The sequence below is a fragment of the Allocoprobacillus halotolerans genome, from assembly GCF_024399475.1.
Classification (GTDB): Bacteria; Bacillota_I; Bacilli_A; order Erysipelotrichales; family Coprobacillaceae; genus Allocoprobacillus; species Allocoprobacillus halotolerans.
Genome location: NZ_CP101620.1, coordinates 2,069,952 through 2,095,278 on the forward strand (window position 1 = coordinate 2,069,952; position 25,327 = coordinate 2,095,278).

At 31.6% G+C, this 25,327-nt stretch carries 29 protein-coding genes, 6 tRNA genes, 4 pseudogenes, 1 riboswitch and 1 other annotated feature; of the genes and pseudogenes, 35 read left to right on the forward strand and 4 right to left on the reverse strand.

All coding sequences use genetic code 11. From position 1 onward, the window contains the following. The first annotated feature begins 201 nt into the window (after positions 1 to 201). The 13 genes and pseudogenes from NMU03_RS17705 to NMU03_RS12165 all read left to right on the forward strand — a co-directional run bounded on the left by NMU03_RS17705 (position 202) and on the right by NMU03_RS12165 (position 10,606). Positions 202 to 279 (forward strand): YjcZ family sporulation protein, encoded by a 78-nt coding sequence (locus NMU03_RS17705; protein ID WP_081652836.1) that lies wholly within the window; start codon positions 202 to 204, stop codon positions 277 to 279. Between the two features lie 136 nt (positions 280 to 415). After that, positions 416 to 1,213: pseudogene (gene sufC / locus NMU03_RS12110) on the forward strand (Fe-S cluster assembly ATPase SufC); the annotation flags it as partial. A gap of 291 nt (positions 1,214 to 1,504) precedes the next feature. Continuing rightward, the gene (locus NMU03_RS12115) at positions 1,505 to 2,143 is read left to right on the forward strand and encodes a SufB/SufD family protein (RefSeq protein ID WP_435372954.1); all 639 of its coding nucleotides are present in this window, start codon (positions 1,505 to 1,507) and stop codon (positions 2,141 to 2,143) included. A 1-nt stretch (position 2,144) separates the two neighbouring features. Next, on the forward strand, positions 2,145 to 3,374 hold the full coding sequence (locus NMU03_RS12120; protein ID WP_290138660.1) for an aminotransferase class V-fold PLP-dependent enzyme: 1,230 nt from the start codon (positions 2,145 to 2,147) through the stop codon (positions 3,372 to 3,374). Beyond that, positions 3,358 to 3,795, forward strand: a complete 438-nt coding sequence (gene sufU / locus NMU03_RS12125) for a Fe-S cluster assembly sulfur transfer protein SufU (RefSeq protein WP_290138661.1) — start codon at positions 3,358 to 3,360, stop codon at positions 3,793 to 3,795. Before NMU03_RS12120 ends, sufU begins: the two co-directional genes overlap by 17 nt. Positions 3,796 to 3,797: 2 nt before the next feature. Then, positions 3,798 to 5,203, forward strand: a pseudogene (gene sufB, locus NMU03_RS12130) (Fe-S cluster assembly protein SufB). After that, the gene (locus NMU03_RS12135; protein ID WP_290138663.1) at positions 5,196 to 5,732 is read left to right on the forward strand and encodes a 5-formyltetrahydrofolate cyclo-ligase; all 537 of its coding nucleotides are present in this window, start codon (positions 5,196 to 5,198) and stop codon (positions 5,730 to 5,732) included. Before sufB ends, NMU03_RS12135 begins: the two are co-directional and overlap by 8 nt. A gap of 51 nt (positions 5,733 to 5,783) precedes the next feature. After that, complete coding sequence (locus tag NMU03_RS12140) at positions 5,784 to 6,437, forward strand: sporulation protein YunB (RefSeq protein WP_290138664.1); 654 nt, start codon at positions 5,784 to 5,786, stop codon at positions 6,435 to 6,437. Positions 6,438 to 6,451: 14 nt separating this feature from the next. Next, complete coding sequence (locus NMU03_RS12145) at positions 6,452 to 7,225, forward strand: hypothetical protein (RefSeq protein WP_290138666.1); 774 nt, start codon at positions 6,452 to 6,454, stop codon at positions 7,223 to 7,225. A 128-nt stretch (positions 7,226 to 7,353) separates the two neighbouring features. Beyond that, positions 7,354 to 8,802, forward strand: coding sequence for a methyltransferase domain-containing protein (locus tag NMU03_RS12150; protein ID WP_290138668.1), 1,449 nt, complete (start codon positions 7,354 to 7,356; stop codon positions 8,800 to 8,802). Between the two features lie 272 nt (positions 8,803 to 9,074). Next, a complete protein-coding gene (locus NMU03_RS12155) occupies positions 9,075 to 9,719 on the forward strand; it encodes a metallophosphoesterase (protein WP_290138670.1) in 645 nt (214 codons plus the stop codon). Positions 9,720 to 9,721: 2 nt separating this feature from the next. Further along, positions 9,722 to 9,931 (forward strand): metallophosphoesterase family protein, encoded by a 210-nt coding sequence (locus NMU03_RS12160; RefSeq protein ID WP_290138672.1) that lies wholly within the window; start codon positions 9,722 to 9,724, stop codon positions 9,929 to 9,931. A 174-nt stretch (positions 9,932 to 10,105) separates the two neighbouring features. Beyond that, positions 10,106 to 10,606, forward strand: coding sequence for a hypothetical protein (locus NMU03_RS12165; protein ID WP_290138673.1), 501 nt, complete (start codon positions 10,106 to 10,108; stop codon positions 10,604 to 10,606). 83 nt (positions 10,607 to 10,689) lie between these two features. Here the strand turns inward: NMU03_RS12165 and NMU03_RS12170 are convergent, their stop codons facing one another. Next, complete coding sequence (locus NMU03_RS12170) at positions 10,690 to 11,202, reverse strand: hypothetical protein (RefSeq protein WP_290138675.1); 513 nt, start codon at positions 11,200 to 11,202, stop codon at positions 10,690 to 10,692. 122 nt (positions 11,203 to 11,324) lie between these two features. Between NMU03_RS12170 and NMU03_RS12175 the strand changes: the two genes are divergently transcribed. The 13 genes from NMU03_RS12175 to NMU03_RS12235 all read left to right on the forward strand — a co-directional run bounded on the left by NMU03_RS12175 (position 11,325) and on the right by NMU03_RS12235 (position 15,087). Further along, positions 11,325 to 11,672 (forward strand): PadR family transcriptional regulator, encoded by a 348-nt coding sequence (locus NMU03_RS12175; RefSeq protein ID WP_290138677.1) that lies wholly within the window; start codon positions 11,325 to 11,327, stop codon positions 11,670 to 11,672. Beyond that, the gene (locus NMU03_RS12180; protein ID WP_290138679.1) at positions 11,665 to 11,961 is read left to right on the forward strand and encodes an HAAS signaling domain-containing protein; all 297 of its coding nucleotides are present in this window, start codon (positions 11,665 to 11,667) and stop codon (positions 11,959 to 11,961) included. Before NMU03_RS12175 ends, NMU03_RS12180 begins: the two co-directional genes overlap by 8 nt. Positions 11,962 to 12,015: 54 nt before the next feature. Then, the gene (locus NMU03_RS12185) at positions 12,016 to 12,306 is read left to right on the forward strand and encodes a DUF3887 domain-containing protein (RefSeq protein ID WP_290138680.1); all 291 of its coding nucleotides are present in this window, start codon (positions 12,016 to 12,018) and stop codon (positions 12,304 to 12,306) included. A 22-nt stretch (positions 12,307 to 12,328) separates the two neighbouring features. Next, positions 12,329 to 12,478 (forward strand): DUF3784 domain-containing protein, encoded by a 150-nt coding sequence (locus tag NMU03_RS12190; RefSeq protein WP_290138682.1) that lies wholly within the window; start codon positions 12,329 to 12,331, stop codon positions 12,476 to 12,478. Positions 12,479 to 12,543: 65 nt separating this feature from the next. After that, a complete protein-coding gene (locus NMU03_RS12195; protein ID WP_290138683.1) occupies positions 12,544 to 13,029 on the forward strand; it encodes a hypothetical protein in 486 nt (161 codons plus the stop codon). Between the two features lie 310 nt (positions 13,030 to 13,339). Beyond that, entirely contained in the window at positions 13,340 to 13,981 is a 642-nt protein-coding gene (locus tag NMU03_RS12200; RefSeq protein ID WP_290138684.1) for a PucR family transcriptional regulator ligand-binding domain-containing protein, read from the forward strand. Beyond that, on the forward strand, positions 13,978 to 14,496 hold the full coding sequence (locus NMU03_RS12205; protein WP_290138686.1) for a PucR family transcriptional regulator: 519 nt from the start codon (positions 13,978 to 13,980) through the stop codon (positions 14,494 to 14,496). Before NMU03_RS12200 ends, NMU03_RS12205 begins: the two co-directional genes overlap by 4 nt. Before the next feature lie 103 nt (positions 14,497 to 14,599). After that, positions 14,600 to 14,675, forward strand: a tRNA-Val gene (locus NMU03_RS12210). Positions 14,676 to 14,678: 3 nt separating this feature from the next. Beyond that, positions 14,679 to 14,754, forward strand: a tRNA-Thr gene (locus tag NMU03_RS12215). Positions 14,755 to 14,759: 5 nt separating this feature from the next. Further along, positions 14,760 to 14,842 (forward strand) — tRNA-Tyr (locus NMU03_RS12220). Between the two features lie 7 nt (positions 14,843 to 14,849). Next, a tRNA-Gln gene (locus tag NMU03_RS12225) sits at positions 14,850 to 14,925 on the forward strand. A 6-nt stretch (positions 14,926 to 14,931) separates the two neighbouring features. Beyond that, a tRNA-Lys gene (locus NMU03_RS12230) sits at positions 14,932 to 15,007 on the forward strand. A 7-nt stretch (positions 15,008 to 15,014) separates the two neighbouring features. Continuing rightward, a tRNA-Gly gene (locus NMU03_RS12235) sits at positions 15,015 to 15,087 on the forward strand. Between the two features lie 81 nt (positions 15,088 to 15,168). On the opposite strand, the gene NMU03_RS12240 is transcribed toward NMU03_RS12235, so the two are convergent. Next, positions 15,169 to 16,449 carry a glucose-6-phosphate isomerase gene (locus tag NMU03_RS12240; RefSeq protein WP_290138688.1) on the reverse strand — a complete coding sequence of 427 codons (1,281 nt, stop codon included), beginning with the start codon at positions 16,447 to 16,449 and terminating at the stop codon, positions 15,169 to 15,171. Further along, positions 16,449 to 16,823 carry a CvfD/Ygs/GSP13 family RNA-binding post-transcriptional regulator gene (locus NMU03_RS12245; RefSeq protein WP_290138689.1) on the reverse strand — a complete coding sequence of 125 codons (375 nt, stop codon included), beginning with the start codon at positions 16,821 to 16,823 and terminating at the stop codon, positions 16,449 to 16,451. Before NMU03_RS12245 ends, NMU03_RS12240 begins: the two co-directional genes overlap by 1 nt. Positions 16,824 to 16,954: 131 nt before the next feature. Here NMU03_RS12245 and NMU03_RS12250 point away from each other — a divergent pair, with 131 nt between their 5' ends. The 4 genes from NMU03_RS12250 (at position 16,955) to hpf (ending at position 19,392) form a co-directional block, all read left to right on the forward strand. Then, positions 16,955 to 17,179: a NifU family protein gene (locus NMU03_RS12250; protein ID WP_087243082.1), complete on the forward strand. Its 225-nt coding sequence runs from the start codon at positions 16,955 to 16,957 to the stop codon at positions 17,177 to 17,179. A gap of 164 nt (positions 17,180 to 17,343) precedes the next feature. Beyond that, positions 17,344 to 17,466, forward strand: a complete 123-nt coding sequence (locus tag NMU03_RS12255) for a hypothetical protein (protein WP_290138694.1) — start codon at positions 17,344 to 17,346, stop codon at positions 17,464 to 17,466. Between the two features lie 6 nt (positions 17,467 to 17,472). Then, positions 17,473 to 17,570: riboswitch (SAM riboswitch) on the forward strand. A 56-nt stretch (positions 17,571 to 17,626) separates the two neighbouring features. Beyond that, positions 17,627 to 18,769, forward strand: a complete 1,143-nt coding sequence (metK, locus tag NMU03_RS12260) for a methionine adenosyltransferase (RefSeq protein WP_290138696.1) — start codon at positions 17,627 to 17,629, stop codon at positions 18,767 to 18,769. A 92-nt stretch (positions 18,770 to 18,861) separates the two neighbouring features. Then, positions 18,862 to 19,392, forward strand: a complete 531-nt coding sequence (gene hpf, locus NMU03_RS12265; RefSeq protein ID WP_290138698.1) for a ribosome hibernation-promoting factor, HPF/YfiA family — start codon at positions 18,862 to 18,864, stop codon at positions 19,390 to 19,392. A gap of 9 nt (positions 19,393 to 19,401) precedes the next feature. On the opposite strand, the pseudogene mnmL reads toward hpf, so the two are convergent. Further along, positions 19,402 to 20,342: pseudogene (gene mnmL / locus NMU03_RS12270) on the reverse strand (tRNA modification radical SAM protein MnmL/YtqA). Between the two features lie 39 nt (positions 20,343 to 20,381). Here mnmL and NMU03_RS12275 point away from each other — a divergent pair. From NMU03_RS12275 to pheS, 5 genes and pseudogenes are all read left to right on the forward strand, one after another. Next, entirely contained in the window at positions 20,382 to 21,164 is a 783-nt protein-coding gene (locus NMU03_RS12275) for an ABC transporter ATP-binding protein (RefSeq protein ID WP_290138700.1), read from the forward strand. Further along, positions 21,161 to 21,742, forward strand: a complete 582-nt coding sequence (locus tag NMU03_RS12280) for a hypothetical protein (RefSeq protein WP_290138702.1) — start codon at positions 21,161 to 21,163, stop codon at positions 21,740 to 21,742. Before NMU03_RS12275 ends, NMU03_RS12280 begins: the two co-directional genes overlap by 4 nt. Positions 21,743 to 21,771: 29 nt before the next feature. After that, positions 21,772 to 22,161, forward strand: a complete 390-nt coding sequence (locus tag NMU03_RS12285; protein WP_290138703.1) for an FtsX-like permease family protein — start codon at positions 21,772 to 21,774, stop codon at positions 22,159 to 22,161. A gap of 1 nt (position 22,162) precedes the next feature. Beyond that, complete coding sequence (locus NMU03_RS12290) at positions 22,163 to 24,019, forward strand: ABC transporter ATP-binding protein/permease (RefSeq protein ID WP_290138705.1); 1,857 nt, start codon at positions 22,163 to 22,165, stop codon at positions 24,017 to 24,019. Positions 24,020 to 24,062: 43 nt separating this feature from the next. Beyond that, positions 24,063 to 24,262 (forward strand) — a binding site (T-box leader). 32 nt (positions 24,263 to 24,294) lie between these two features. Continuing rightward, positions 24,295 to 25,327 (forward strand): annotated as a pseudogene (gene pheS, locus NMU03_RS12295) (phenylalanine--tRNA ligase subunit alpha).

Sequence of the window (25,327 nt, forward strand, 5' to 3'; positions counted from 1 at the left end):
TATTATTATACACAATCTTTAGATTTTTTCAACTTTTGTAGGCAAGAACACAAAATTTACGATGATTTTACCATAATATATAGTGTGCATAGGAGGAATGATGATGAAAGAGCATTTGAATGATTTCTCCATGGAAATCATTTTAGTTTTATTTATTTTATTGATTATTTTATTTTTTATGAATGTGAAGGGGGAATGGATATGTTAGCACATCAAGGATCATTTACACTTATTTTAGTCTTGTTTATTCTTTTGGTTATTATTTGTGGGATTTGTTAAGACTGAAAGACAGCAAACTTTTGCTGTCTTTTTTAGGAAAGTTTTTGAGGAAAAAAGGATATAATAAATTTAATTATCGTATTGCTTGACTGAATGAGTAAATTACGTAAAATATATCTTCGAAAGGGGCGATTTTATGTCGACTTTAAAAATAGAAAATTTACACGTTGAAGTAGGAGAAAAAGAAATTTTAAAAGGATTGAATTTAGAAATTCATACAGGTGAAATTCATGCGATTATGGGTCCTAATGGTAATGGAAAGTCTACATTGCTTTCGACTATTATGGGACACCCTAAATATAAGGTTACTCAAGGAAGTATTACATTTGATGGACAAGATGTACTAGCCATGAGCGTTGATGAACGTGCCAGAGCTGGTTTGTTTTTAGGAATGCAGTATCCTCAAGAAATTCCAGGGATTACAAATTCTGATTTTTTAAGAGCAGCTATCAATGCCAAAAGAGAAGAACCTATCTCATTATTTAAGTTTATTAGAATGCTTGATCAAAATATTGAAGAGTTAGGAATGGATGAAAATTTAGCTCATCGTTATTTAAATGAAGGTTTCTCTGGTGGTGAAAAGAAACGTAATGAAATCTTACAGATGAAACTTTTACAACCACGTTTTGCTTTGTTGGACGAAATTGATTCTGGCTTGGATGTTGATGCTTTAAGAGTGGTAGCCAATGCAATTAACTCTATGCGTAGTGATGATTTTGGTTGTATTATGGTTTCACATTATGAAAGAATGTTTGAACTTGTTCAACCAACACATGTTCATGTTTTGGTGCAAGGACAGATTGTCATGAGTGGTGGATATGAATTGGTTGAAAAGATTGATCAAGAAGGTTATGAATGGGTCAAAGAATTAGGTTATGAGATTGAACAAAATGAAAGACAACCGATTATTTTAGAGGCTTGTGGAAAAAAGGACAATAAGATGATTTCTGAACAATTATTAGCGAAGATAAAACCCATGATTGATCTTCAACAAACACAGTCTTATTATTTGATTCTTTCATCAAAAACATCAAGTATGCATTTACCTCAAGATGTCTTTTATGATGATGGTATTTTAACTTTTCAAAATAAACAGCCATTAACATTTTATATCATCTATGATGGTCAAGATGATTTACATATAGAAATGCATTTTCAAGCTTATTGTCAGGTTGATTTAATTGAAGTAAAACTGCTTGATACAGATTGCAAACTTCATAAAGTGATGCATCTTAACGAAGGAGCAACTCTTCATGTTTTTAGTGAAAATCTTTCTCAATCTGCCAAAAGTCAGGAAGATGTTTATTTGCAGTCTTATGCAAATTTACAATATGGTTATTCAGAATTATCTGATGATGCTTTTGAAGGTATATATCATTTTTATTTAGAAGGTGAACAAGCATCAGCTAAAGTCAGAACAGCGATTCTTTCTAAAAATCAGGAAAAGAAACATTATGAGATTTTAATTCAACACAATCGACCTATGACTTATGGACAAATGGATAATTATGGTGTCGTCAAAGACCAAGGACGACTTGTGATTGATGGTATTGGGACAATTACAAAAGGTCAACACGGTTCGGCTGCTCATCAGACTAATAAAATTATGATGTTTGATGAATCTTGTCAGGCTTGTGCCAATCCATATTTATATATTGATGATTATGATGTACAGGCATCACATGCAGCAGCAGTAGGAAAAATGGATGAGGAACATCTATATTACTTACAAAGCCGTGGTTTAAGTAAAAAACAAGCGATGCATTTAATTACTTATGGTTATTTAATGCCAGTTGTTGAAGTGATTGATAATGAAATGATTAAAAAACATTTTGAACAGTCCTTATCAAAGGTAGGTGCTTAAAATGTTAGATGTGAATCAGATTCGTAAAGATTTTCCTATGTTAAATGGAAAAACTATGCAAGGACATCCACTCATCTATTTAGATAACGGTGCAACCACTTTAAAACCACAGGTTGTGATTGATAGCGTTTGTGATTATCTTTCTCATTATTCAGGCAATGCTCATCGAGGAGATTATGATTTATCTCATGAAGTCGATGTTCATTATGAAAACAGTCGTGAGATTGTACGCCAGTTTATCAATGCCAGATGTAAAGAAGAAATTGTTTTTACTTCTGGTTCAACTGATTCATTAAATATGATTGCTTATGGATATGGGTTAACACATTTAGAAGCCAATGACGAGATTTTAATCACAGTTGCTGAACATGCTTCTAATACTTTGCCTTGGTTTGATGTGGCGCGTATCACAGGAGCTGTTGTTAATTATATTGAATTAGATGAAACAGGACGTTTAACTTTAGAAAATGTGAAAAAAGCGGTAACGGATCAAACAAAAATTATCGCAGTAGCTGAAGTGACAAATGTTTTAGGATATCAGGCACCAATGACAGAAATTTGTCAGTTTGCTCATGAACGTGGCATCGTTGTCGTCGTCGATGGAGCACAAAGTGTACCGCACCAAGTTACAGATGTTCAAAAATCTGATATCGATTTTTTAGCTTTTTCAGGACACAAAATGTGTGGCCCAACAGGGATTGGTGTTATGTATGGAAAATATGAACTTTTAAAAGAAATGCAACCAACACGTTTAGGTGGTGGTTCTAATTCACGTTATAACAGTTGCGGTGTCGTTACTTTAAAAAATCCACCTTATCGTTTTGAGGCTGGAACACCTCATATTGAAGGAGCAATTGGTTTGGCAGCTGCTATGCAATATTTAATGCATATCGGTATGGAAAACATTCACCAATATGAACAGGAATTAAGACAATATTGCATTGATCAAATGTTGAAACTTGATAATATAGAAATATATAATCCAGATTCAAAAGGTGCTATCGCATTTAATATTAAAGGTGTTTTTTCACAAGATGGAGCAAGTTTATTTAATAGTTATGGCATTGCGATTAGAGCAGGACAACATTGTGCTAAAATTTTAGATGAATTTTTAAAAGTAACAAATACATTACGTGCTTCGTTTTATTTTTATAATACGAAAGAAGAAATTGATGCTTTTATTGAAGTATGCAAAAAAGGAGATGACTTTTTAGATGCGTTCTTTAAATGATCCTCAACTATTGAGAGAAATTATTATGGATCATTATGAACATCCACGTAATCGTGGTTTGGTTGATGATGATTCTTACCATAAAATCAATATGAACTCTGAAACATGTATTGATAATTTAGATATTCAAGTTAAATTTGATGGTGATAAAATTGCTGATGTCCGTTATGATGGTGAGGCATGTGCCATTTGTACGTCATCAACATCTATTATGAGTGAGCTTGTGAAAGGAAAAACAAAACAAGAAGCTCAAGAAATCATTGATAACTATATGAATATGATTTATGAAAAGGACTATGATCCTGATATTTTAGAAGAAGCGATTGCTTTTCAAAATACGCATAAACAAGCCAATCGTATTAAATGTGCAACACTTGGCTGGAGTGGACTTGTCGCATTGATGAAAGAAAGTGAGGAATAGCTATGGCAACAGTAGATATTGATATTCCTACAATCAATAACGAATATGATTTTAAAGATGAAGATGTTTCTGTTTTTAAAACACCTAAAGGTTTAAATGAAGATATTGTCAGAGAAATTTCGGCAATAAAAAAGAACCAGAATGGATGTTGGAATATCGTTTAAAATCTTTAAAATGTTTTTTAGAAAAACCTATGCCAACATGGGGTGTAGATTTAAGTCAAATGAATTTTGATGAATATACATATTATAATCGTCCTAGTGATCATTTATCTGATAAATGGGATGAAGTTCCTGAAACGATTAAAAATACTTTTAATAAATTAGGAATTCCAGAGGCTGAACAAAAGTTTTTAGCTGGTGCCTCAGCCCAATATGAATCAGAAGTTGTTTATCATAATATGTTAGAAGAAGTCAAAGAAAAAGGGGTTATTTTCTTAGATATTGATAGTGGTTTAAGAGAATACCCAGAAATCTTTAGAAAATATTTTGATACTGTTATTCCTTATAACGATAACAAGTTTTCAGCATTAAATGGAGCTGTATGGTCTGGAGGATCTTTTATCTATGTTCCTCCTGGAGTGAAACTTGATAAGCCTTTACAGTCTTATTTTAGAATTAATAGTGAAAGAATGGCTCAGTTTGAAAGAACTTTGATTATTGTTGATAAGGGTTCTGATATTCATTATGTTGAAGGATGTACCGCACCATCTTATTCTAAAGATTCTTTACATGCTGGGGTTGTAGAAATCGTTGTTTTAGAAGGTGCAAAATGTCGTTATACAACCATTCAAAACTGGTCTAAAAATATTTATAACCTTGTTACACAACGTGCCAAAGTGTTTAAAAATGGATCAATGGAATGGGTTGATGGAAATATTGGTTCAGCTGTCACAATGAAATATCCAACATGTGTTTTAGCTGGTGAAGGAGCGAAAGGGACATGTATTACAATTGCGGTTGCAGATAGTCATCAGATATTAGATTCTGGCGCAAAAATGATTCATTTAGCACCTCATACATCAAGTCAGATTATTTCTAAATCGATTTCTCGTCATGGTGGTAAAGTGAACTATCGTGGACTTGTTAGACACCAAAAAAATGCTATAAATGCAAAAAGTAAAGTAGAATGCGATACTTTGATTTTAGATGATCAATCAACCAGTGATACGGTTCCAACGAATATGATGATGAATAATGAATCCATCATCGAACATGAGGCAACAGTATCCAAAGTTTCAGAAGATCAATTATTCTATTTGATGAGTCGTGGTTTAACAAAACAACAGGCAACTGAAATGATTGTGATGGGCTTTATTGAGCCATTTTCAAGAGAATTACCAATGGAATATGCGGTCGAACTCAACCAGTTGATTAAACTAGATATGGGAGAAAATAGTATTGGATAAACACTATTTACGCTCTTTAATGAAAGAAAAACGTCTTGCTTTAACACCACAGACGTTTTCTTTATATAATCAAAAGATTCTGTCAAAAGTTTTATTGCATCCGCAAATTCAAAAAGCTCAGACGATTGGTTGTTATGTTTCTTTGCCTCAAGAAGTCGATACTTTCAAGATTATTCAAGCTTTACTGCCATCAAAACAAATTTGTGTACCTAAAGTTAGAGGAGAAGACATGGAATTTTATGTGATTCATTCTCTTGATGAACTCCAGCCTGGGTGTTTCCATGTTTTAGAACCAGTCACATCTCAGTTGATTCAACCCCATCAAATTGATTGTATGCTTGTTCCATTATTAGCCTATGATCATCAAAATTATCGTGTTGGTTATGGTAAAGGTTATTATGATCGTTATTTTCAACATCATTTTAATGGATATAAAATAGGATTAGCATTTTCTTTTCAATATGTTGACCGCATTGATTATGATCAATATGATCAGCCTTTAAATGAAGTTATTCATGAAATGTCATAGAAATATGACATTTTTTAATTTGTGAAACATATAATATTTTGGTGAAATATGATGAAAAAATGGATAATCATTGCCATATGTATCAGTGTGCTTTTGATGGTTGCTTTTGGAATTATTTATGTTCAAATGATTCCTTTATTAAAAGAATATGGAAAACTAGAAATAGAACGTTTTAATCAATTGGTTATTACACATAGTTATTTTACTGATCAAAAACAATATGATGATTTGGTCATTATTGAAAGAAATGAAAATAATGAGATTGAACTTATTGATTTTGATATGATTCAAGTCAATCAACTAGCCAGTGCCATTGTTTTAGATATTGAAAATACGTATGCCAAAATAGAAGAGGGGAGTTATCAAGCCAAAGATGAGAGTTCTTATCAAAGACGCTTAGAAGAAGTTAGCCAAACAGGTATTGTGGCTACACTTTCACTTAATACGCTTTTTCATCTTCCTTCATTTCTATTGCTGCCAAGTATTCCATTAGCTTATAAACATCTTTCCAGTGTAGGAAGTTCAGTTGTGAAAAAGGTTGAGAATTATGGGGTCAATCATGTCATGATTGAATTATCTATTGAAATTAAAATGAACATTGCGATGGTTTATCCATTTTTTGAACAATATCATACTCAAGTCATCTCTATTCCTATTTTATTAGAAATTTTTCAGGGACAAGTACCGCTATTTTATTCCTCATAGAAAGAAGAGTGTGCATGCAAGATTTTTTAAAAATGTATTATCATATAGATTGTTATTTAGAAACCACAGGTTATTTTTATGTCGGTCAACAGCTTTATTACTTATCACGTATTCAAGATCCACAAGAATTTTTTAATCGTTATCATTATTATCGTTATTTAATGCATCAATGTGGTATACGTGGATATGAAATTGTTAAAAATATTTATCAAGAGTTATTAACACAAGATTATGTTTTATTACTTTATCAAAAAGATAATTTCTCACGAGAACAATACATTCATCAAACCATGGTCATCTATCCTTTTCCCAAATTAAAAGTTCAACAAATTAAGGAACAATGGATTTGTAAAATTGATCAGGCAAGAGAAAAAGTTAAAGATTATGCTTATAGTTTTAAACATGATCAGGATATTTTATCATTAATTTATTATTATTGTGGATTAGCTGAAAATAGTATTAACATCTTAAATTATTTATTGCAAGTTGATAATCAAGCATCACTACCAGTATCTCTATCTTTATCACAACCAGTTTTTGAATATGTATATGAGCTTTTAAATCCCTGTTCCTATATTTTTTCAACCCGTATGAGACATCTTTCTTGTTTAATGAAAAGCCAGTTATTAACATATGATCAATTACAAAATTTATTAGAAACACATTATTTTGATGTTTATGAAATTATATATTTTTATGCTCGTATGTTGTATCCTTCTTATTTTTTTGAATGTTTATTTCAAGAAAGTCTTGATGAAAAAATAATAAACTTTTTTATCAGCAATTGAAACAGGAACGCGATATGTCTTGTCAAATTTATCATATTTTATCTTTTTATGTGACACTACCTAAAATAAGTTGGATAAATCGCTGAAATATGGTATAATATTGCACAGTGAATTGAGAGGGTTGTCGTATGGATTTAATAAATAGTATGAAAAGAAATGAAAGTATTAGAGAATCATTGATTCGTTTAAAAGCATTAGCTCAATGTGACTCTTTACTTCAAAAAGATCAACAATTTAAACAAAAATTAATTGAATTTTTATCACATGAAGATCCAAAAGTTCGTAAAAACAGTGCTATTTTATTAGGAAAATATGCAAATACTGTTGATATATTATTAGATGCCTATGATCAAGAACAAACAGAATATGTCAAAGAAGCCTATTTAACAGGAATATCTCAACACGATTGCCGTGCTTATATTCAAAGACTCAAAGATATTCAAAATCAATTGATCCAGGCACCAGAAATGACGAAACATATTCAGGCACAATTAAAAATACTCAATCCCCTGATTTTAAAAAATCAGGTACATAAACGTAAAATTATTAAATTAAAACATGAACCAGTGGATGTTGTTTTGACATCTTTACCTTATTATCAGTTTGTTTTATTTGAATCAGTTTTACATTTAAAATATAAACCTGTGACACAAGGCGTTTTGGTACGCAGTGATTCTTTATATGATTTATTAAATATTAGAACCTATCGTGATATGTTGATTCCTTTGGCTGGAGCAACGGGTTTAAGTATTGATTTAGAAAGTATTATAGAAGGATTTCAAAGATGTCATTTGGAAAATATTTTAGATAAACTTTATGATGATCAATCTGTTTTTTATTTTAGAGTTGCAGATGAAACGCGAGAAAAGCATCCGGTTCTAATCAAAAAAATCTCACAAAAGATATTTGAACTTTATCCTCATCGCTTATTAAATACAACAGATAGTTATGATATTGAAATTGTATTGAAAGAGATGAAAAAAGATAAGGTTAATGCTTATTTACGTTTAACACATTTAAAAAGTTCTCGTTTTGAATATCGTCGTGAAGTGATTTCTAATTCTATGCAGCCTTATATTGCAGCTACGCTTGTTCAACTTGCGAAACCTTATATGAAAGAACAAGGCAAAGTATTGGATCCTTTTGTGGGTTGTGGAACATTATTGATTGAAAAGAATTATATCGTTCCATCAAAGTTTTCAATGGGAATCGATGTCTTTGGAAAGGGTATTGAAGCAGCTAGAAAGAATAGTAAAGCAGCAGGACAAAATATTTATTTTGTTCATAAAGATGCTTTGCGTTTTGTCAATAATGAAATGTTTGATGAAATCATTACAGATATGCCTACATTACATCAAATGAATGATGCAAAACAACTTCAGGAACTTTATGATCGCTTTTTTGAACGTATTCACCGTTTAGTAAAACCTAAAGGGTATGTGTTCCTTTATACAAGTGAAATTTCATTAGTACGTAAAAATTTAAGATTACAAGAAGGATATTTAGCACTTGTTGAACATTATGAAATTCCCCGTGGAAAAAATATGTTTTATTTCTTTATTATGCAGTTGAAGTAACCTACATCAAGTAGGTTATTTTCCATATTCAAGGAAAGGAAAAAAGAAATGTTTATATTATTCTTTTTAATTATGATACCACTTATTATTTATTTTACATTTTATTTTCAAAGAATTATTTTATATTTTTATCCATACCAAAAGCTATGGGTACGCTTGATCAGTTTTGCTATAGCTATTTTATTTGTTTTACCCGCTTATAATCTTTTTGGATTTTGGGCCGTGGTTGTTTTACATTTGTTTGCTTTTGCCCTTATAGTAGATTTGATTTTATGGTTGTTTTCTCAAAAAATATCCCTTCATTAATCAAAACAGCACAACGTTTAGGGGTCATTCCAATCCTATGTTTATTGATACTTTTGGGGTATGGTTATATGCATATGAAGGATGTCAATCCTATTTATTATACTGTCACAACACAAAAGCAGTTATCTCAGGATTATAAGGTGGCTTTTATAAGTGATTTGCATTTTCCAAATACAATGAATGAAAAGGAATTACAGAGCTATTGTCAAGATATATCTAGGGAGAATCTAGATATTGTTTTATTGGGTGGGGATATCGTAGATGAAAGAACATCATTAAAAGATATGCAACATACTTTTGAGATTCTTTCTACGATTGAAAATCAATATGGTATCTATTATGTTTATGGTAATCATGATCAGGCTTTATATGCCAGTCAACCAGCATTTACACCAGAACAATTGCAACAGACAATAGAAAAAAATCATATTCATGTTTTATGTGATGAAAAAACTTTTATTAATGATGATATTGTTTTAATAGGACGTGATGATCGTAGTCATCCACGTGATTCCTTACAAAATATTATGCAAGGAACATCTTCAACAGATTTCTTATTGGTAATGGATCATCAACCAGTGGATTTAGAAAAAATAATCAATTACAGGTAGATTTGCAAGTATCAGGACATACACATGGTGGTCAAATGTTTCCAGTGGGTATTTTAAGTCAATGGCTTGGATTTGGTGAAATGAATTATGGCTATTGTCAACTTTCTCATATGCAAGTGGTAGTATCGTCAGGTATTGCTGGTTGGGGTTATCCTTTAAGAACGGGTTCTCAATCAGAGTATTTAATATTGACTATTCAAAATGAACATTGATGAAAAAACATAAGTCATGATTGTCTCATTTTAAAACGCAACTTCAACAAATAATATATATCAAAAAATGATATGTTATAATAAAGGTAGGAAGATAACTAGGGACCATTCAATTTGCCTTATCATAAAGATTATAGAATTGATAAGAAATAAAGGGAAAGTGAGGAATGTACAATGAGCGAAAAGGTTATTCATAGGGTTGAAGTTGTTACTAATGATGAAAATGAAAATATAGGAACAGCAGGGCGATTATTATTTTCTAATGGAAAAATCATATATGGCGATCAGTGTTTTCAAAGTAAAGATATTGATGAAATAGAGCTTTCTATGTGTAGTATGGCATCGAGTATAAAACTACAGGTGCTTTACTTTGTAGATTTGAATATCACAGCTCATCGACAAAAACACTATTTTCAAATAGATAATACATCTATGATTCTTGATGTTATTGAGTGGATAAAAAAGGACCATATTTCCTATACAGATGTTTTAGAAGTTGAAAATATTTTTAAACAATATCCAGATGAACTTGCACGTTGGAAATATATTAATAGACATTTTCATCAATGGGCTAAACAATATCATTTAGATAATCCTAGAGATAATTATTTTAAAAATTATTACAATGAGATTGTAGAGGTTATTAATGATTTTATTGAGACATATAAAAAGTAATTGTGTGCACCGCCAATAGTTATCAGTTTATATGTGAAATTGTATGAAATGGGAAGAATCGTTAAGATTCTTCTTTTTGATTATTATTCAGGGAGTTGAGTATTTTCATGAGAATGATTAATATCTTCATTGTTATTGTCTGGATTTTGAGAATTTTCTGGGAGTTGTTCATTATCCAAAGGAGGTGTTATAGGCTGTTGATTTTGATTTTTAGTTTCTTCATTGTCTTTTTGAGGCGTTTGAATGGATTGATTTTGTGAAGATTGCTCATCAAGTTGTTTTTGTAAATCTTCAATTTGATTTTGTTGTTGGAGATAATAGCGATATCCTACATATCCTGCCAGACATAAAGCCGTTGTTATAAGAATAATAAATAAAATAAGAAAGATATTTTTGAAAAAAGAATGTTTTTTCTTTTCTTTGATAACTCTTGTATGATGTTTTGTTTTTCTTTTGACTTTCGTTTTCACTTTTGTTTTTGGTTTGATGTTTTTTGTTGAAAATGATTGTATTGATTGATTTTGTAATCTGTTAGCCAAGTTTTTATCTTCTAATAAATCATCATTTTCATCATCAAATGTAAATTTTTTTACCATGTCTATCACCTGTATATAGTATGAACAGAAATTATGACTTTTATATTCACTCATCTATTGAAAATGTTATTATTATGTATTAATATATATTTAGTAATACTAAATAAAAAAGAAGTGATTGAATGAATGAAAGATATGAAAGACAATTAAAGAAGGGGATTTTAGAAATTTTAGTTTTACAGCTTCTTTCAAAAGAAAAAATGTATGGCTATCAAATGATTTTATGTATGAAAGAGAAAAGTCATGGGATGTTTGAAATGAAAGAAGGAACTCTTTATCCTATTTTATATCGCTTGGAAGAAGACGAATGTGTTCAAAGTCAATGGAGTCCACCACAGAATAAAGAAGTTTCAAGAAAATATTATTGCATCACTGAAAAGGGACTGACACAATTAGATGTATTAAAAAAATTGTGGAAAAGATATGTTGATGTCGTGGATGAAATATTGGAGGAAAATGAATATGAATAGAAATCAATATATTAAACAAGTTTTAAAATTATTGGGATGTTCTAAAGAGCAGAAAAAGAAGATTCGATTAGATTTAGAAAATGATATTGATATAGCATTAAAAAATCATGAAAGTTTTGATGAAATCATAAAAAGAATGGGTGCACCTGAAGAATTGGCGTGTGAATTTAATGAGAATATGGGTGTCACACCACCTCGTTCTCATAAAAAAATGATTTTGATTATTGTTGGAATTGTGTTGATTATCATTCTGGCAGCTTATTTGTTTGTGCTTTCTTTGATGCCTTAATATCAAAATCTTCAAGATTCAAAAGTTTTTCAACAGGCTAAAGTAGAAGAAATAATGGAAGATGTTATTTTAGATGTTTTTCCTTTAGATGAGCAGGGAATTATCCAACGTTGTGATGAAAAAATGGCTCAATCTTTAAAAGAAAATTCATTAAGTGATGCTTTAAAACAATTAGGTGAACTAGGAGATTTTCAACGTATAACAAGTGAAAGATATGTTGAAGTTAAACAAAATGGAACGATTTGTGTCGTTGGAGAAATTGTCGCACTCTATCAAAATAGAAGTGTAACATATACTATTACTTTGGATGAAAATTATCAATTAGCTGGTCTCTATATGAAATAAAAAATGAAAGCGAGAAAATCAAATGTTGTGGTTTATTATTAGTGTTTTTCTTGTAATTTCAATCGTTTTATTAATGGGAAAAGGAGCATTTTTCATTGCTGGTTATAATACTGCTAGTGATGAAGAAAAGGCACAATATCATGAAAAAAGCTATGCCGCACCATCGGATTAGGATTTTTGATTATCACTTTAGGTTTATGGTCTTTGGTATTTAATGAATCATGGGGATTGTATATAATGATAGCTTCAATCATGATTGGACTTGTTGTTATTTTAGTAGGAAGTGAGATGGCTAGAGTCTCTTATCGTTTCAACCAAAACAAACGTTCACTTGTTGTCAGGATTGTCTTATCACTAGCAATGGGAGGATTCATTTACTGCATTATGTTTAGTGGTAATATTCATATTGAATTTCAAAAGTCATCTTTAGCTTTATCAGGCTCATTTGTTTCATCTTCACTGATTGATTATCAAGATATCATTCAAATTGAATATCGTGAAGATTTGAAGATAGGAAAAAAGAAAAATGGTATTAATAATGCCAAAATTGAAGCTGGACGTTATCATAATGATGAATTTGGAAATTATCGTCTTTATAGTTATACAAATAGCTTATCATATGTTGTTATTGAAACGGAAAATGACCTGTTTGTTGTGAGTGGATCAACCAAGCAACAGACACGGGATATTTATCGAAAATTAAATGCTTTACAAAATAAATAACGTGGCTAGGCCACGTTATTTAACTTTTATTATTTGTAGAAGAAAGGGAAAAACTTAGAGAAACTAGCACAGTTAAAATAATGTTCACATTTTACCCAAGAAGGGCAAGTTGTAGGTTGTTGTGCTAATGAAAAATAAGCAAAAGAAACGTTCATGATTTTACCTCCTCTTTGATAATGGCTTTTTATTTACACTTTTATTATATGATTTTTTAAGCAAAAGAAAAGGAGCCGAGAATATAAATATGAATATCGATTTTTGTGCAAATTGCACAAAAGAAAGTGTATAATAACAATAGGTAGGTGAGAATATGGGATTTACTATCGAAGATGCATTGAATGAAACTCAAAGTTTATATCAATTAACTTTATTGTGTGGTAAAAATGGCTGTGCAAACGCGATGAGTTGGGTTCATTTGATAGAAGATACAACCACAATTCAGCAATTATGGGGAAAAGAATTGATTGTGACAAGTGGTTTAGGATTTCAAAAAGAAGGTGCTTTATTAAAGCTTGTTGAGTATTTAGTCAAATATCATAGTGTGGGTTTAATTATTAATACTGGAAAATATATTTTTGATGTGCCTCGGGATGTTCTTGATTACTGTGAGGCGAATGATTTTCCATTGCTTGTCTCTCCTTGGCATATACATATGGTCGATTTAATAAAAGATTTTTGTATGCGTTGTTTATTCTCACAAAGAGAGGATTATCAAATTACGCAGTATTTTCAAAATATTTTTAGTGATCCCCGAACAATAGAAGAAAACAGAATTGAATTAATGCGTAGTTTTGATGTAGATGGCGATTTTCAAGTTTTGTTGGTAGATATTGAAGATGCCAGTCAATATAGTGAAATTGAAAGAAGAAGATTGTCCATGCAATTGCAATTATATTTTGAAAAAATAGAGTGTCCGTATAGTTTTTTTGGTATGATGGTTATTATGTATTGATTGTAAATAATTTGTTAGAAGATGTCTTTTTGAAACTTGTTCATTCGATGTATCGTCGAGCTAAAGGAAGAATGAAAGTCAAATCGTTGTTTGTAGGTATTGGAACGAAAATGAAAGATATTCGAGAACTTCATTTAAGTTATCAAAGAGCATTGTCAGCTGTATCTCTAGCAAGAATGTTTCATCAAAATATTATGTGTTTTGATGATATGGGAATCTATCAGATTTTATTTTCAATTCAAGATAAAAAAATACTATCAGATATGTATCATCGTTTATTGGATTGTCTTATTCAATATGATAAAAAACATCATGGAGAATTGGAAAAAACATTTTATTATTATTTAAAATATGATGGCAGTCCTCAAAAAATAGCAAAGGTGACATATACGCATCGTAATACGGTTAATTATCGTATAGATAAAATAAAAAAACTTTTAAATAATGATTTGGCAACTTTTGAAGATAAGTTTCCATATATGATGGCTTTCTATATAGCGAAAATGATGGAATAAATGAAAAACAGAAATTTTGAACAAATGAAATTTCTGTTTTTTATTTTCATTTTTTCTTGACGAGGGTATGGTCGTATGCTATTATAAGAGGGCACTAGAAAATGGAGGTTTAGCTCAGTTGGGAGAGCATCTGCCTTACAAGCAGAGGGTCAGCGGTTCGAGCCCGTTAACCTCCACCATTTGCCGGCTTAGCTCAATTGGTAGAGCAACTGACTTGTAATCAGTAGGTTGAGGGTTCAAGTCCTTTAGCCGGCACCATATACGGGGAGGTAGCGAAGTGGCTAAACGCGGCTGACTGTAACTCAGTTCCTTTCGGTTCGGTGGTTCGAATCGCCCCTCCCCACCATCTTTGTTGGGATATAGCCAAGCGGTAAGGCAACAGACTTTGACTCTGTCATTGCGCTGGTTCGAATCCAGCTATCCCAGCCATTATTTGACCCGCTAGCTCAGTAGGTAGAGCATCTGACTTTTAATCAGAGGGTCAGGCGTTCGAGTCGCCTGCGGGTCACCATTTCTTTGCGGTGTAGTTCAATGGTAGAACTTCAGCCTTCCAAGCTGACTACGTGGGTTCGATTCCCATCACCCGCTCCAATGAATTTAGCGCATAAAATCAATCTATTTGGATTGATTTTTTTGTTTTCAATATTATAAAAAAGAAGTGATTTCTCACTTCTAAGCACCTGGTTTTCCAAGTAATTTAAACATATTTTTCTTATAAACTTCAACACCTGGTTGGTTAAATGGATTAACACCTAATAAATAAACTGATAATGCACAAGCTTTTTCAAAGAAGTATACCATGTATCCAAATGAATATGGAGTTAATTCATCAAGTGTAATTTGAATGTTTGGTACATTTCCAGTATTGACATGAGCATCAATTGTTCCTTCGCATGCTTTTTTGTTAACATAATCCACAGTTTTACCAGCAAGATAGTTTAAATTATCTAAGTTATCTGGATCACTAGGGATTTCAAGATCAGCAATTGGATTTTCGATTTTTAAAACAGTTTCATATAAAACTTTGCTTCCTTCTTGAATGAATTGTCCAAGTGAATGTAAATCAGTTGAGAAAGTTGCACTTGTAGGTAAGATACCTTTGCCTTCTTTTCCTTCAGATTCACCAAATAATTGTTTCCACCATTCAGCAGTTTGAGCTAATTGTAATTCATAAGTCACAAACATTTCAGCAGGGTAACCTTGTTTTGATAACATTTGTCTAGCGACACCATATTGATAAGCATTGTTTTCATCTAAGTTAGGATTGTTGTATTCTTTTCTGGCATCAGCTGCACCTTGCATCATGGCATCAATATCAATCCCTGCCATAGCGATAGGGAATAAACCAACAGCTGTTAAAACAGAATAACGACCACCAACATCATCAGGAACGACAAATGTTGTATAACCTTCATTTGTTGCTAGAGTTTTTAAGGCACCTTTTTCTTTATCAGTTGTTGCCACAATTCTTTTTCTAGCCACTTCTTTACCTTTTGTTGACTCAAGTAATTCTTTGAAAATTCTAAAAGCAATAGAAGTTTCAGTTGTTGTTCCAGATTTAGAAATAACATTGATTGCAAATTCTTTATCTTTTACATATTCTTTGATTTGAGCTAAATAATTTGATGAGAATGTATTTCCAATGTAAATAATTTGGATAGGGTGAGCAGAATATAAACCATTTAATGCTTCAATTGCAGCTCTGGCTCCTAAATAAGAACCTCCAATACCACAAACTAATAAAACATCAATTTCATCTTTTAATTCGTTGACTTTTGCTTTAATTGCTTCAACTTCGTCTTTATCATAATCAACTGGTAAGTCAACCCATCCTAAAAAGTCACTTCCTTGACCAGTTTTGTTATGAATCATATCATGAATTTGAGCAACTTGTTCTTTGTATGAATCCATACTTTCAGCTAATTTTGCTTTTGATAAATCAACTTTAATCATCATTCTTCCTCCTTGATTACGCCTAGCTTTATCCACTCAGGCAATTTTTCTTTTAATGGATTAAATCCTAAAGGTGTTTCTTGTATCTTTTCTCGCTGGTTCTTATATGCTCTTTTATACTTTCTTTTGGCTAAATGAACAGCTTTTAAAGACAGTTTTGCTTGATGTGTCTGATGATCAATATCAATCACTTTCACACGAATCACTTCACCGACATGCACAAAATTTTCCACATTTCTAACAAATTTATCAGAGATTTCAGAAATATGAATCAAACCAGAAGATTGATCGGGTAAAGATGCAAATGCACCATAAGGTTGAATTCCCGTAATGGTTACATCAATTATATCACCGGTTTTGACACGATGTTCCATTGACAGCCCTCCAATCGCCCTTATTATATCATAAACTCAAATAGGTGGAAAGCAAAATCAAAATCATGATACTTTTATTTATGAAAATTTATGGTATAATAAGTAAAGGTTTAAAAAAGGAGGCAAAAATCATGGATCAAGAAGCAGAAATCAAAAAGGTTATACATAAATTAAGACCCTATTTACAAAGAGATGGTGGGGACATCGAATTTGTTAAATTTGAAGATGGGATTGTTTATGTGCAAATGCATGGTGCATGTGCAGGATGTATGATGTTGGATGCAACCTTAAAAGATGGTGTCGAACAAATTTTAATTGAAGAAGTTCCAGGTGTTCTGGAAGTTCAGGCGATTTAAGCAAATTTGAGAAAAAATTGAGAAAAAATGAAGAAAAACGTGCTATAATCATATTATGTGATAATATCACTTGATTTATAACAACTATTCATATATACTATGAAAAGTCTTGTTTTGTAGAATAATGTCTATTGATTCCGGTTAAAATAAGACTGGTGATAAAAGTGGACAGAAAACAAGAACAATTCAAAATCGCATCTATTCTTTATGATTTAGGTTTGGAAATGGAACTGATTGAGGCTATGACATCTTTAAGTCATGAAGAATTAAAAAAATTATATCAATAATAGAAGCTCTTATTAAGAACCACGAGATGAGGATCGATGAAGTGGTGGCAACCCTTGTTTTGAGAAGGTGCCTTACCTAGCAAGTTTAACTTGAACAATAAGAGGAAAGGAAAGCTTTCCTCTTGAAAGCTTTTTTATTGGGAATATGGGAGGAAAGAAAATGGAAAGAATTTTATTTACATCTGAATCCGTTTCAGAAGGACATCCTGATAAGATTTGTGATCAGATCAGTGATGCTATTTTGGATGCCTGTTTAGCACAGGATCCTTATTCACGTGTGGCTTGTGAATGTTTTATTACAACAAATTTATTAGTCATTGGTGGTGAAATTACAACACAGGCTGTTGTTGATTATGAAGGTATTGCTCGTGATGTTTTGAAAAGAATTGGTTATACAAGCAGCGATATTGGGATTGACGCACAAAACTGTGAAATTAGAAATGTGATTGGTGTTCAATCAAGTGATATTGCTTTAGGAACAAACAAAGAAGTAGGTGGAGCAGGGGATCAGGGAATCATGTTTGGATATGCTTCTCGTGAAACTGAAGGTTATATGCCTTTACCTGTTTCTATTGCCCATCATTTAGTCCGTTATGCGACAGAAAAACGTCATCAAGGTGAGTTTCAATGGGCAAGACCGGATATGAAATCACAGGTAACTATTGATTATACGGATGCATCTCATCCACGTATTGATACGATTTTAATGTCCATTCAACATGATGATGACTTTGATGAAAAAGTATTTAAAGATTATATTCAAGATGTCATTATGAAAGATGTTGTGAAAAAATATGGTATGAATACAGATTATAAAGTATTTATTAATCCAACTGGACGTTTTGTGATTGGTGGACCACATGGTGATACTGGTTTAACAGGTCGTAAAATCATTGTTGATACATATGGAGGAAGTGCACGTCATGGTGGTGGAGCTTTCTCTGGAAAAGACCCATCTAAAGTCGATCGTAGTGGAGCCTATATGGCAAGATACATGGCAAAAAATATTGTTGCTGCTGGACTTTGTGATTGCATCGAAATTCAGTTATCATATGCAATAGGTGTTAAAGAACCAACAAGTGTCTATATCGAAACTTATGGAACTGAAAAAGTTTCTCGTGACGTGATTTTGAAAGCGATTAACAATGAATTTCATTTAACACCTCAAGGTATTATTGATACTTTACAATTGTTACGTCCAATCTATCAAAAAACTGCTGTTTATGGTCATTTTGGTAGAGGAGATATTAATCTTCCTTGGGAAAAATTAGATCGTGTAGACAGTTTGAAAAAATATTTATAAGCTCCCATCGGAGCTTTTTTAATTTTTGAATGAAATCAGTGTTTTTTATAAATGAAAAATGGTATAATAATATTAACGAAGGAGGAATATTTATGAAAGTCAGTATAAGAGGAAAAAATATTGCACTAACTGAAGGGATTGAAACAAAAATCAGCAAAAAGCTCAATTTATTAGACAAGTATTTTATTATGAGTGAAAATGTTGAAGCCAAAGTTTTAATTAGAACTTATCCAGTTGGTCAAAAAATTGAAGTGACTATTCCAACAGAATATGTATTATTAAGAGCGGAGGTTGTTGATAATGATCTTTATAATGCGATTGATTTAGTTATCGACAAGCTAGAAGGACAAATTAGAAAGTATAAAACGAGATTAAGTCGTAAATCAAAAGATAATAAACTCGCATTGAACGTTGCTTCTATTGAACCTTTAGAACACGAGGAAGAAGATGTTATTGTCAAAACAAAATCAATCAGTCCAAAACCTATGGATATGGAAGAAGCGATTATGCAAATGGAATTGATTGGACATTCATTCTTTGTTTATCGTGATGTAGAAACAAATGAAATCAGTGTTGTTTATAAAAGACATAACGGTGGTTATGGATTAATTGAAACACAATAAAAAAGCTCACTAAGAGCTTTCAAGAAGATACCCTTGATGGGTATCTTTTTCTTTCATTAACTTATCGATATCATTGAGTATTGTCACTTTTTTGATAGACCATAATGGGGCAACTAAATCAGCAATAGGCCCATCACCTGTTAGTCTTTCAATCACAACATGAGGTGGAATGTATTGCAGTTGATCAACAACCAAAGAAATGTATTGTTCACGTGTTAACATATCAAATGGTTGTCGGAGATACATACGATGCAAGGCTGTATTTTTTAACATATAGAGATTATGAATCTTTAATCCCTGAATATCAAGTTGACCTACCTGTTTGGCTGTTTCTAGCATCATATCATAAGTTTCGTAAGGTAGACCATTGATAATATGAACACAAACATCAAGATGTCGTTGTCTTAAACGTTGTAGGCCCTCTAAAAAGTCTGATAATCATGACCACGATTGATGAGTTTTGCTGTTTGATCATGAATCGTTTGAAGTCCCAGCTCAATATATAAATCACAGCGATGAGATAATTGTTCTAAATAATCACAAATGTCTTCACTTAAGCAATCAGGACGTGTTGCTATTGCAATGCCAACAACATCTTTTTTATTGGCAAATGGTTCAAATCTTTCTTTTAATTGTTCAACTGTACCATAGGTATTGGTATTTGCTTGAAAATAAGCAATAAACTGACAGTCAGGCCATTTTTGGCGCATAATGGAAGAAATATCTTCGAATTGTTTTTGCAAGGAATCTTTCACATGACCAGCAAAATCACCAGAACCTGATTCGGAACAGAAAATGCAGCCACCTTTGCCACAAGTACCATCACGGTTAGGACAGGTGAACCCAGCATTTAAAGACACTTTAGCGACTTTACCATGATATTTTGTTTTTAAAAAGTAATTATAAGTATGATAACGCTTGTTATCAAATGTATATGGAAATTTATTCATGACATCACCTGCCAAGATTATAACATAAAGGAGAATACAATGTTAGCGTTAAAAAATATTTCTAAACAATATAATCAAACAAAAGTTCTTGATGATATTTCTATTTGTTTTCCAGATACGGGATTGATTGGGATTCAAGGACAAAGTGGCTGTGGGAAAAGTACACTTTTATATATTATGGGTATGCTAGATGATGATTATCAGGGTGAAATTTTTTATAATGGTGATAAAATTATGAATTCGCAACAATTTATTTGTGAACATGTTTCATTTATGATGCAAAATAAAGATTTTATTTCCGCTCTAACAATCAAAGAAAATATGATTTTACCTTGTCATATTAGTCACCTTCATTACAATGTGTCTTTTTTACAAAAGATTGTGACCCAATTGGATATTCAAGATTTATTGTCACGCTATCCCCGTCAACTCTCTGGTGGACAGATGAAAAGAGCTTCACTTGCTAAAGCACTACTGAAACAATCAGATATTATACTTTGTGATGAACCAACTGGCGCTTTATATCATCAACAGGCTCAAGATGTCATGAAATATTTAAAAAAGATTTCAAAAAATGTTTTAGTTATTATTGTATCCCATGATCCTCAATTATTAAAGACTTATTGTGATGATGTTTTAACATTATTTCAGGGAAAATTACAAGGAGAAATTAAAAAACAGAAAACATCATCTATTCAGGTAGCACCAGCACATCAACGTCATACACTATGGTTTTATCCGATTCGTCAGATTATTCATCAAAGAAACAAATTGATGTTTCTTTTTTATTTCAATGGATTGTTATTGTGGCTTTCTTTTTGATTGTGACGGCTATTTTTGGCGCTTTTGATGCGACTTTACAAAGTCAACAACAGGCTGTATTAAAAAATATCATCAATGTGGAAAAGAAAGATGGAACACCTTTTGAAAGTCTGCTGACAAATGAAAATATAGCTTACATAGATTATGGTTATCATTTAGAACAATGCCAACTTCAAGCAGCTAATCAGGATATTGAAGCAACAAAATATTTTTTACCTCAACACAATAATCATGTATCTTTAATACAAGGACGTATGCCTCAAAATGATATGGAAATTCTTGTCAGTCAACCCTTTTATCAAAAATATCATAATCAAAATCTCACTTTAACCTATCAACAAAAAACTTTTTCATTGGTGATTGTTGGGGTTCTTCCACAAGATTTTTTAGTCAAGATGAAATTTATTTATCCAATACTTTTAAAAATAATATTCCAGAACTTGTCAATCATCATGAATGTATTGTTGAAACCAAAGCAACACAAAATAAATCCGTTTATCAAACATTATCACATGATTATATTGTTTATAATGAAATACAAGAACGTGTCAATAGTTATCAATCTTTACTTTCATTAGCTCAAATTGTTGCAGGTGTTTTTATTGGTATGAGTTTATTGATTTCGTTATTATTGTTGGGGATTGTTGAATCTATCATTTATTATGAAAGAAAGCATGATATGGCTTATTTATTGTCGCTTGGATTATCATCTTCAAGATTATTCTTCTTATCACTTTGTGAAGCTATTTTGTTAGGTAGCATAATAGCATTAGGAGGTTGTTTATTATCCATGATCGCTTATGAATATGTGAATCATGTTTTATGCATTCAAGATTATTTTTCGTTTTCACTATTGTTAAAACCTATTTTCTTTTCACGCTATGATTTATATATTATTATTTTCTTTATTTATCTTGTTATGAGTGTTTTGTCTGTTTTAAGACCGATTCAAAAAATGATGAAGATTACAAAAACAGATGTTTTAAGGGAGGAATAGGATGCTTGAAGTTCAACATATTTCCAAACGTTATCATTATCAAAAGGTGTTAAATGATATTTCTTTATGTTTTCCAAAAGCAGGTATCGTCGCAATCGTTGGACCAAGTGGTTGTGGGAAAACAACATTATTACATATTTTGGGTGGTATTGATCGTGATTTTCAAGGTGAACTGTTGTGGAATGGACGTTCAGTGAAACATCGTTTGACACGTTATCGTCGTCGCCACATCAGTTTTATTTTTCAACAATTTCATTTGATTATGTGGCTATCATTAAAACAAAATATCAGTTTGCCTCGTTTTTTTCATAAACAGGAAAAGGCCGATTTCGCTTTAGAAATGGATGCATTGAAACAACAATCATTAACTTCACTTTCAATGGGACAAAGACAACGCTTGGCTTATTTACGAAGTCATTACCATCATAGTGATATTCTTTTGTGTGATGAACCAACCGGTTCACTTGATCCTCAATATGCCAAAGCAGTGATGGAATTGTTGAAGAATGAAGCCAAACATCGTCTTGTCATTTTGGTATCTCATGATGAAAAATTAGTGAAAGAATATAGTGATGAAATTTATTATATGCAAGATGGTGAAATTATCAATCATGATATTTTATCATCACAAAAACGTATCGAACATTTTCCTACAATTCATCATCAATATGTCTTTTCTCATATGCGCTTGGCATTTGCTTCCTTATGGTCCCATAAAGGGCGTTCTTTACAACTTATCATGGGTTTGCTTTTGTCTTTGTTATGTATTGTGACGGCTCTGACTTTAACACGCCATCTTGAAGAACAGTTTCATCAATATATTTATTCACTTGTACCAGCATCTGGAATTAGTTTTCAATCTCGTTATCAACAATCACTCTCATTGGAATTGTTAGATCAAATGCAAAATCAAGCAGGTATTATCAAAAGTGAAATGTTTTTAGATGATTATGAATGTTTAGGTATTGGTTTTGAATCTGATCATTATGAACAATCTCAAACACTATTTATTGGTGATGATACATCGCCCTATACTTATCTCTCATTACAATATGGACAATATCCTCAAGCCAATAATGAGATTCTTTTATCATTATCAACAGCTAGACATCTTTATGGTGAGCAGGATGTATCGTCTTTAATTGGACAAAATGTTTATGCCTGGTATCAACATGACTGGGAAGTGAAAGGTATCTGTTATAAAATTGTTGGTATTACCAATCAAACAACCACATTAGATACACTTTATCAGATGAATCATGCCTATATTCATCTTTTAAAAGATGTCTATACTTATGATGTGAATCAGGTTACTTCACATCTAGGAATTCTCTATGTCCATCCAGATTATCAAAGAGAAGATGTCATCAAACAACTACAAAAACAATATCCTGATTATGAGTTTATGGAAATTGGAAAATCAACAACCCAGAATGTTTCAAAGACTCTTGAACAGGTAAATATGATTTTAGCTATTTTTTCTTTATTGGCTATTTTATCTTCTTTATTTTTGATAGGTGAAGTAATGTTTTTGAATGTTGTACAAAAGAAAAAGGATTTAGCAATTATGAAATGTTTTGGAGCCAGTTCTTTGGACATTATGAAAATTGTTTTTTATGAATCTTTACAGATTTTGTTTATCGCACAAAGCTCATGTCTGATTTTATATTATCAGATTATTCAAATTTTGAATACTTTTATGAAAGATGTCTTTGGAAGTGAAATGTTTTCTTTGCAGATGGATATGTATGTTGTAGGGGTCGTTTTTGTGTTATGTGCCTTATTGGTTTTTATCAGTCAATGCCCACCGCTCTTTTATATTTTAAAAATGAATACCGTACAAGCTTTAAAAGAATAAAGAAAAACTTGTTTTTCATCAAAAAGTTAGTTATAATATTACCGTTAATACGATGAAAAGGACAAGTAGGTAAAGAATTTGTATCAGAGAGGAAAACAAAGGCTGGAAGTTTTCTTACAATGCATTTATTGAATTCACCTTGGAGTGCGACTAATCATCGCCGTAGAGCAACGTTACTGCTTTAAAGGGCATAACTTATTAAGTTATGAATTAGGATGGTACCGCGATATAATCGTTCCTATGTGGAACGGTTTTTTTATTTTAAGGAGGATATTATGGACGAATTATTAAAGATTAAAGAAGAAGCTTTATTGAAGATTCATGATTGTTCATCGTTGAAAGCATTGAATGATTTGAGAGTTTTCTATTTAGGGAAAAAAGGACCAATGCAATCAGCTATGAAATCAATGAAAGATATGACAAAAGAAGAGCGTGCCTCTTTTGGACAGGTTTCTAATAAAGTCAAACAAGAAATGACACAAGCGATTGAAGAAAAGAAAAAGTTTTAGAAGAAGCAGAGATGCTTGAAAAAATTCAAAATGAAAAAATTGATATTAGTTTACCAGGAAGTCAGTTACCACTTGGAACAATTCACCCATTAACAATGATTAGAGAAGAATTAGAAGATTTATTTATTGGAATGGGTTATAGTGTTGCGAAGGACCAGAAGTGGAAACAGATCATTTTAACTTTGAATTAATGAATTTACCAAAAGATCATCCTGCTAGAGATATGCAGGACACTTTCTATATTGATGAAAATACATTATTAAGAACACATACATCACCAGTACAGGCTCATGTTATGTTAGCAGCCAATGGACAAGGACCAATCAAGGTTATTTGTCCGGGAAAAACATATCGTCGTGATGATGATGATGCGACACATTCACATCAATTTAGTCAATGTGAAGGTTTGGTTATTGATAAAAATATTACTATGGCTGATTTAAAAGGAACATTAGAATTATTTGCGAAGAAGATGTTTGGTGAAAAACGTGAAATTCGTTTAAGACCATCTTATTTCCCATTTACTGAACCAAGTGTAGAAGTTGATATTTCTTGTTATAACTGTAATGGGAAAGGTTGTGCAATGTGTAAACAGACTGGATGGATTGAAATTTTAGGAGCAGGTATGGTCAATCCTAAAGTTTTAGAAATGTGTGGTTTTGACAGTCAAGTTTATCAAGGATTTGCCTTTGGAATTGGCTTAGAACGTGTGGCCATGTTGAAATATGGTATTGACAATATTAGAGATTTTTATAGTGGTGATTTAAGATTCTTAAATCAATTTGTAAGAAAGGATTAG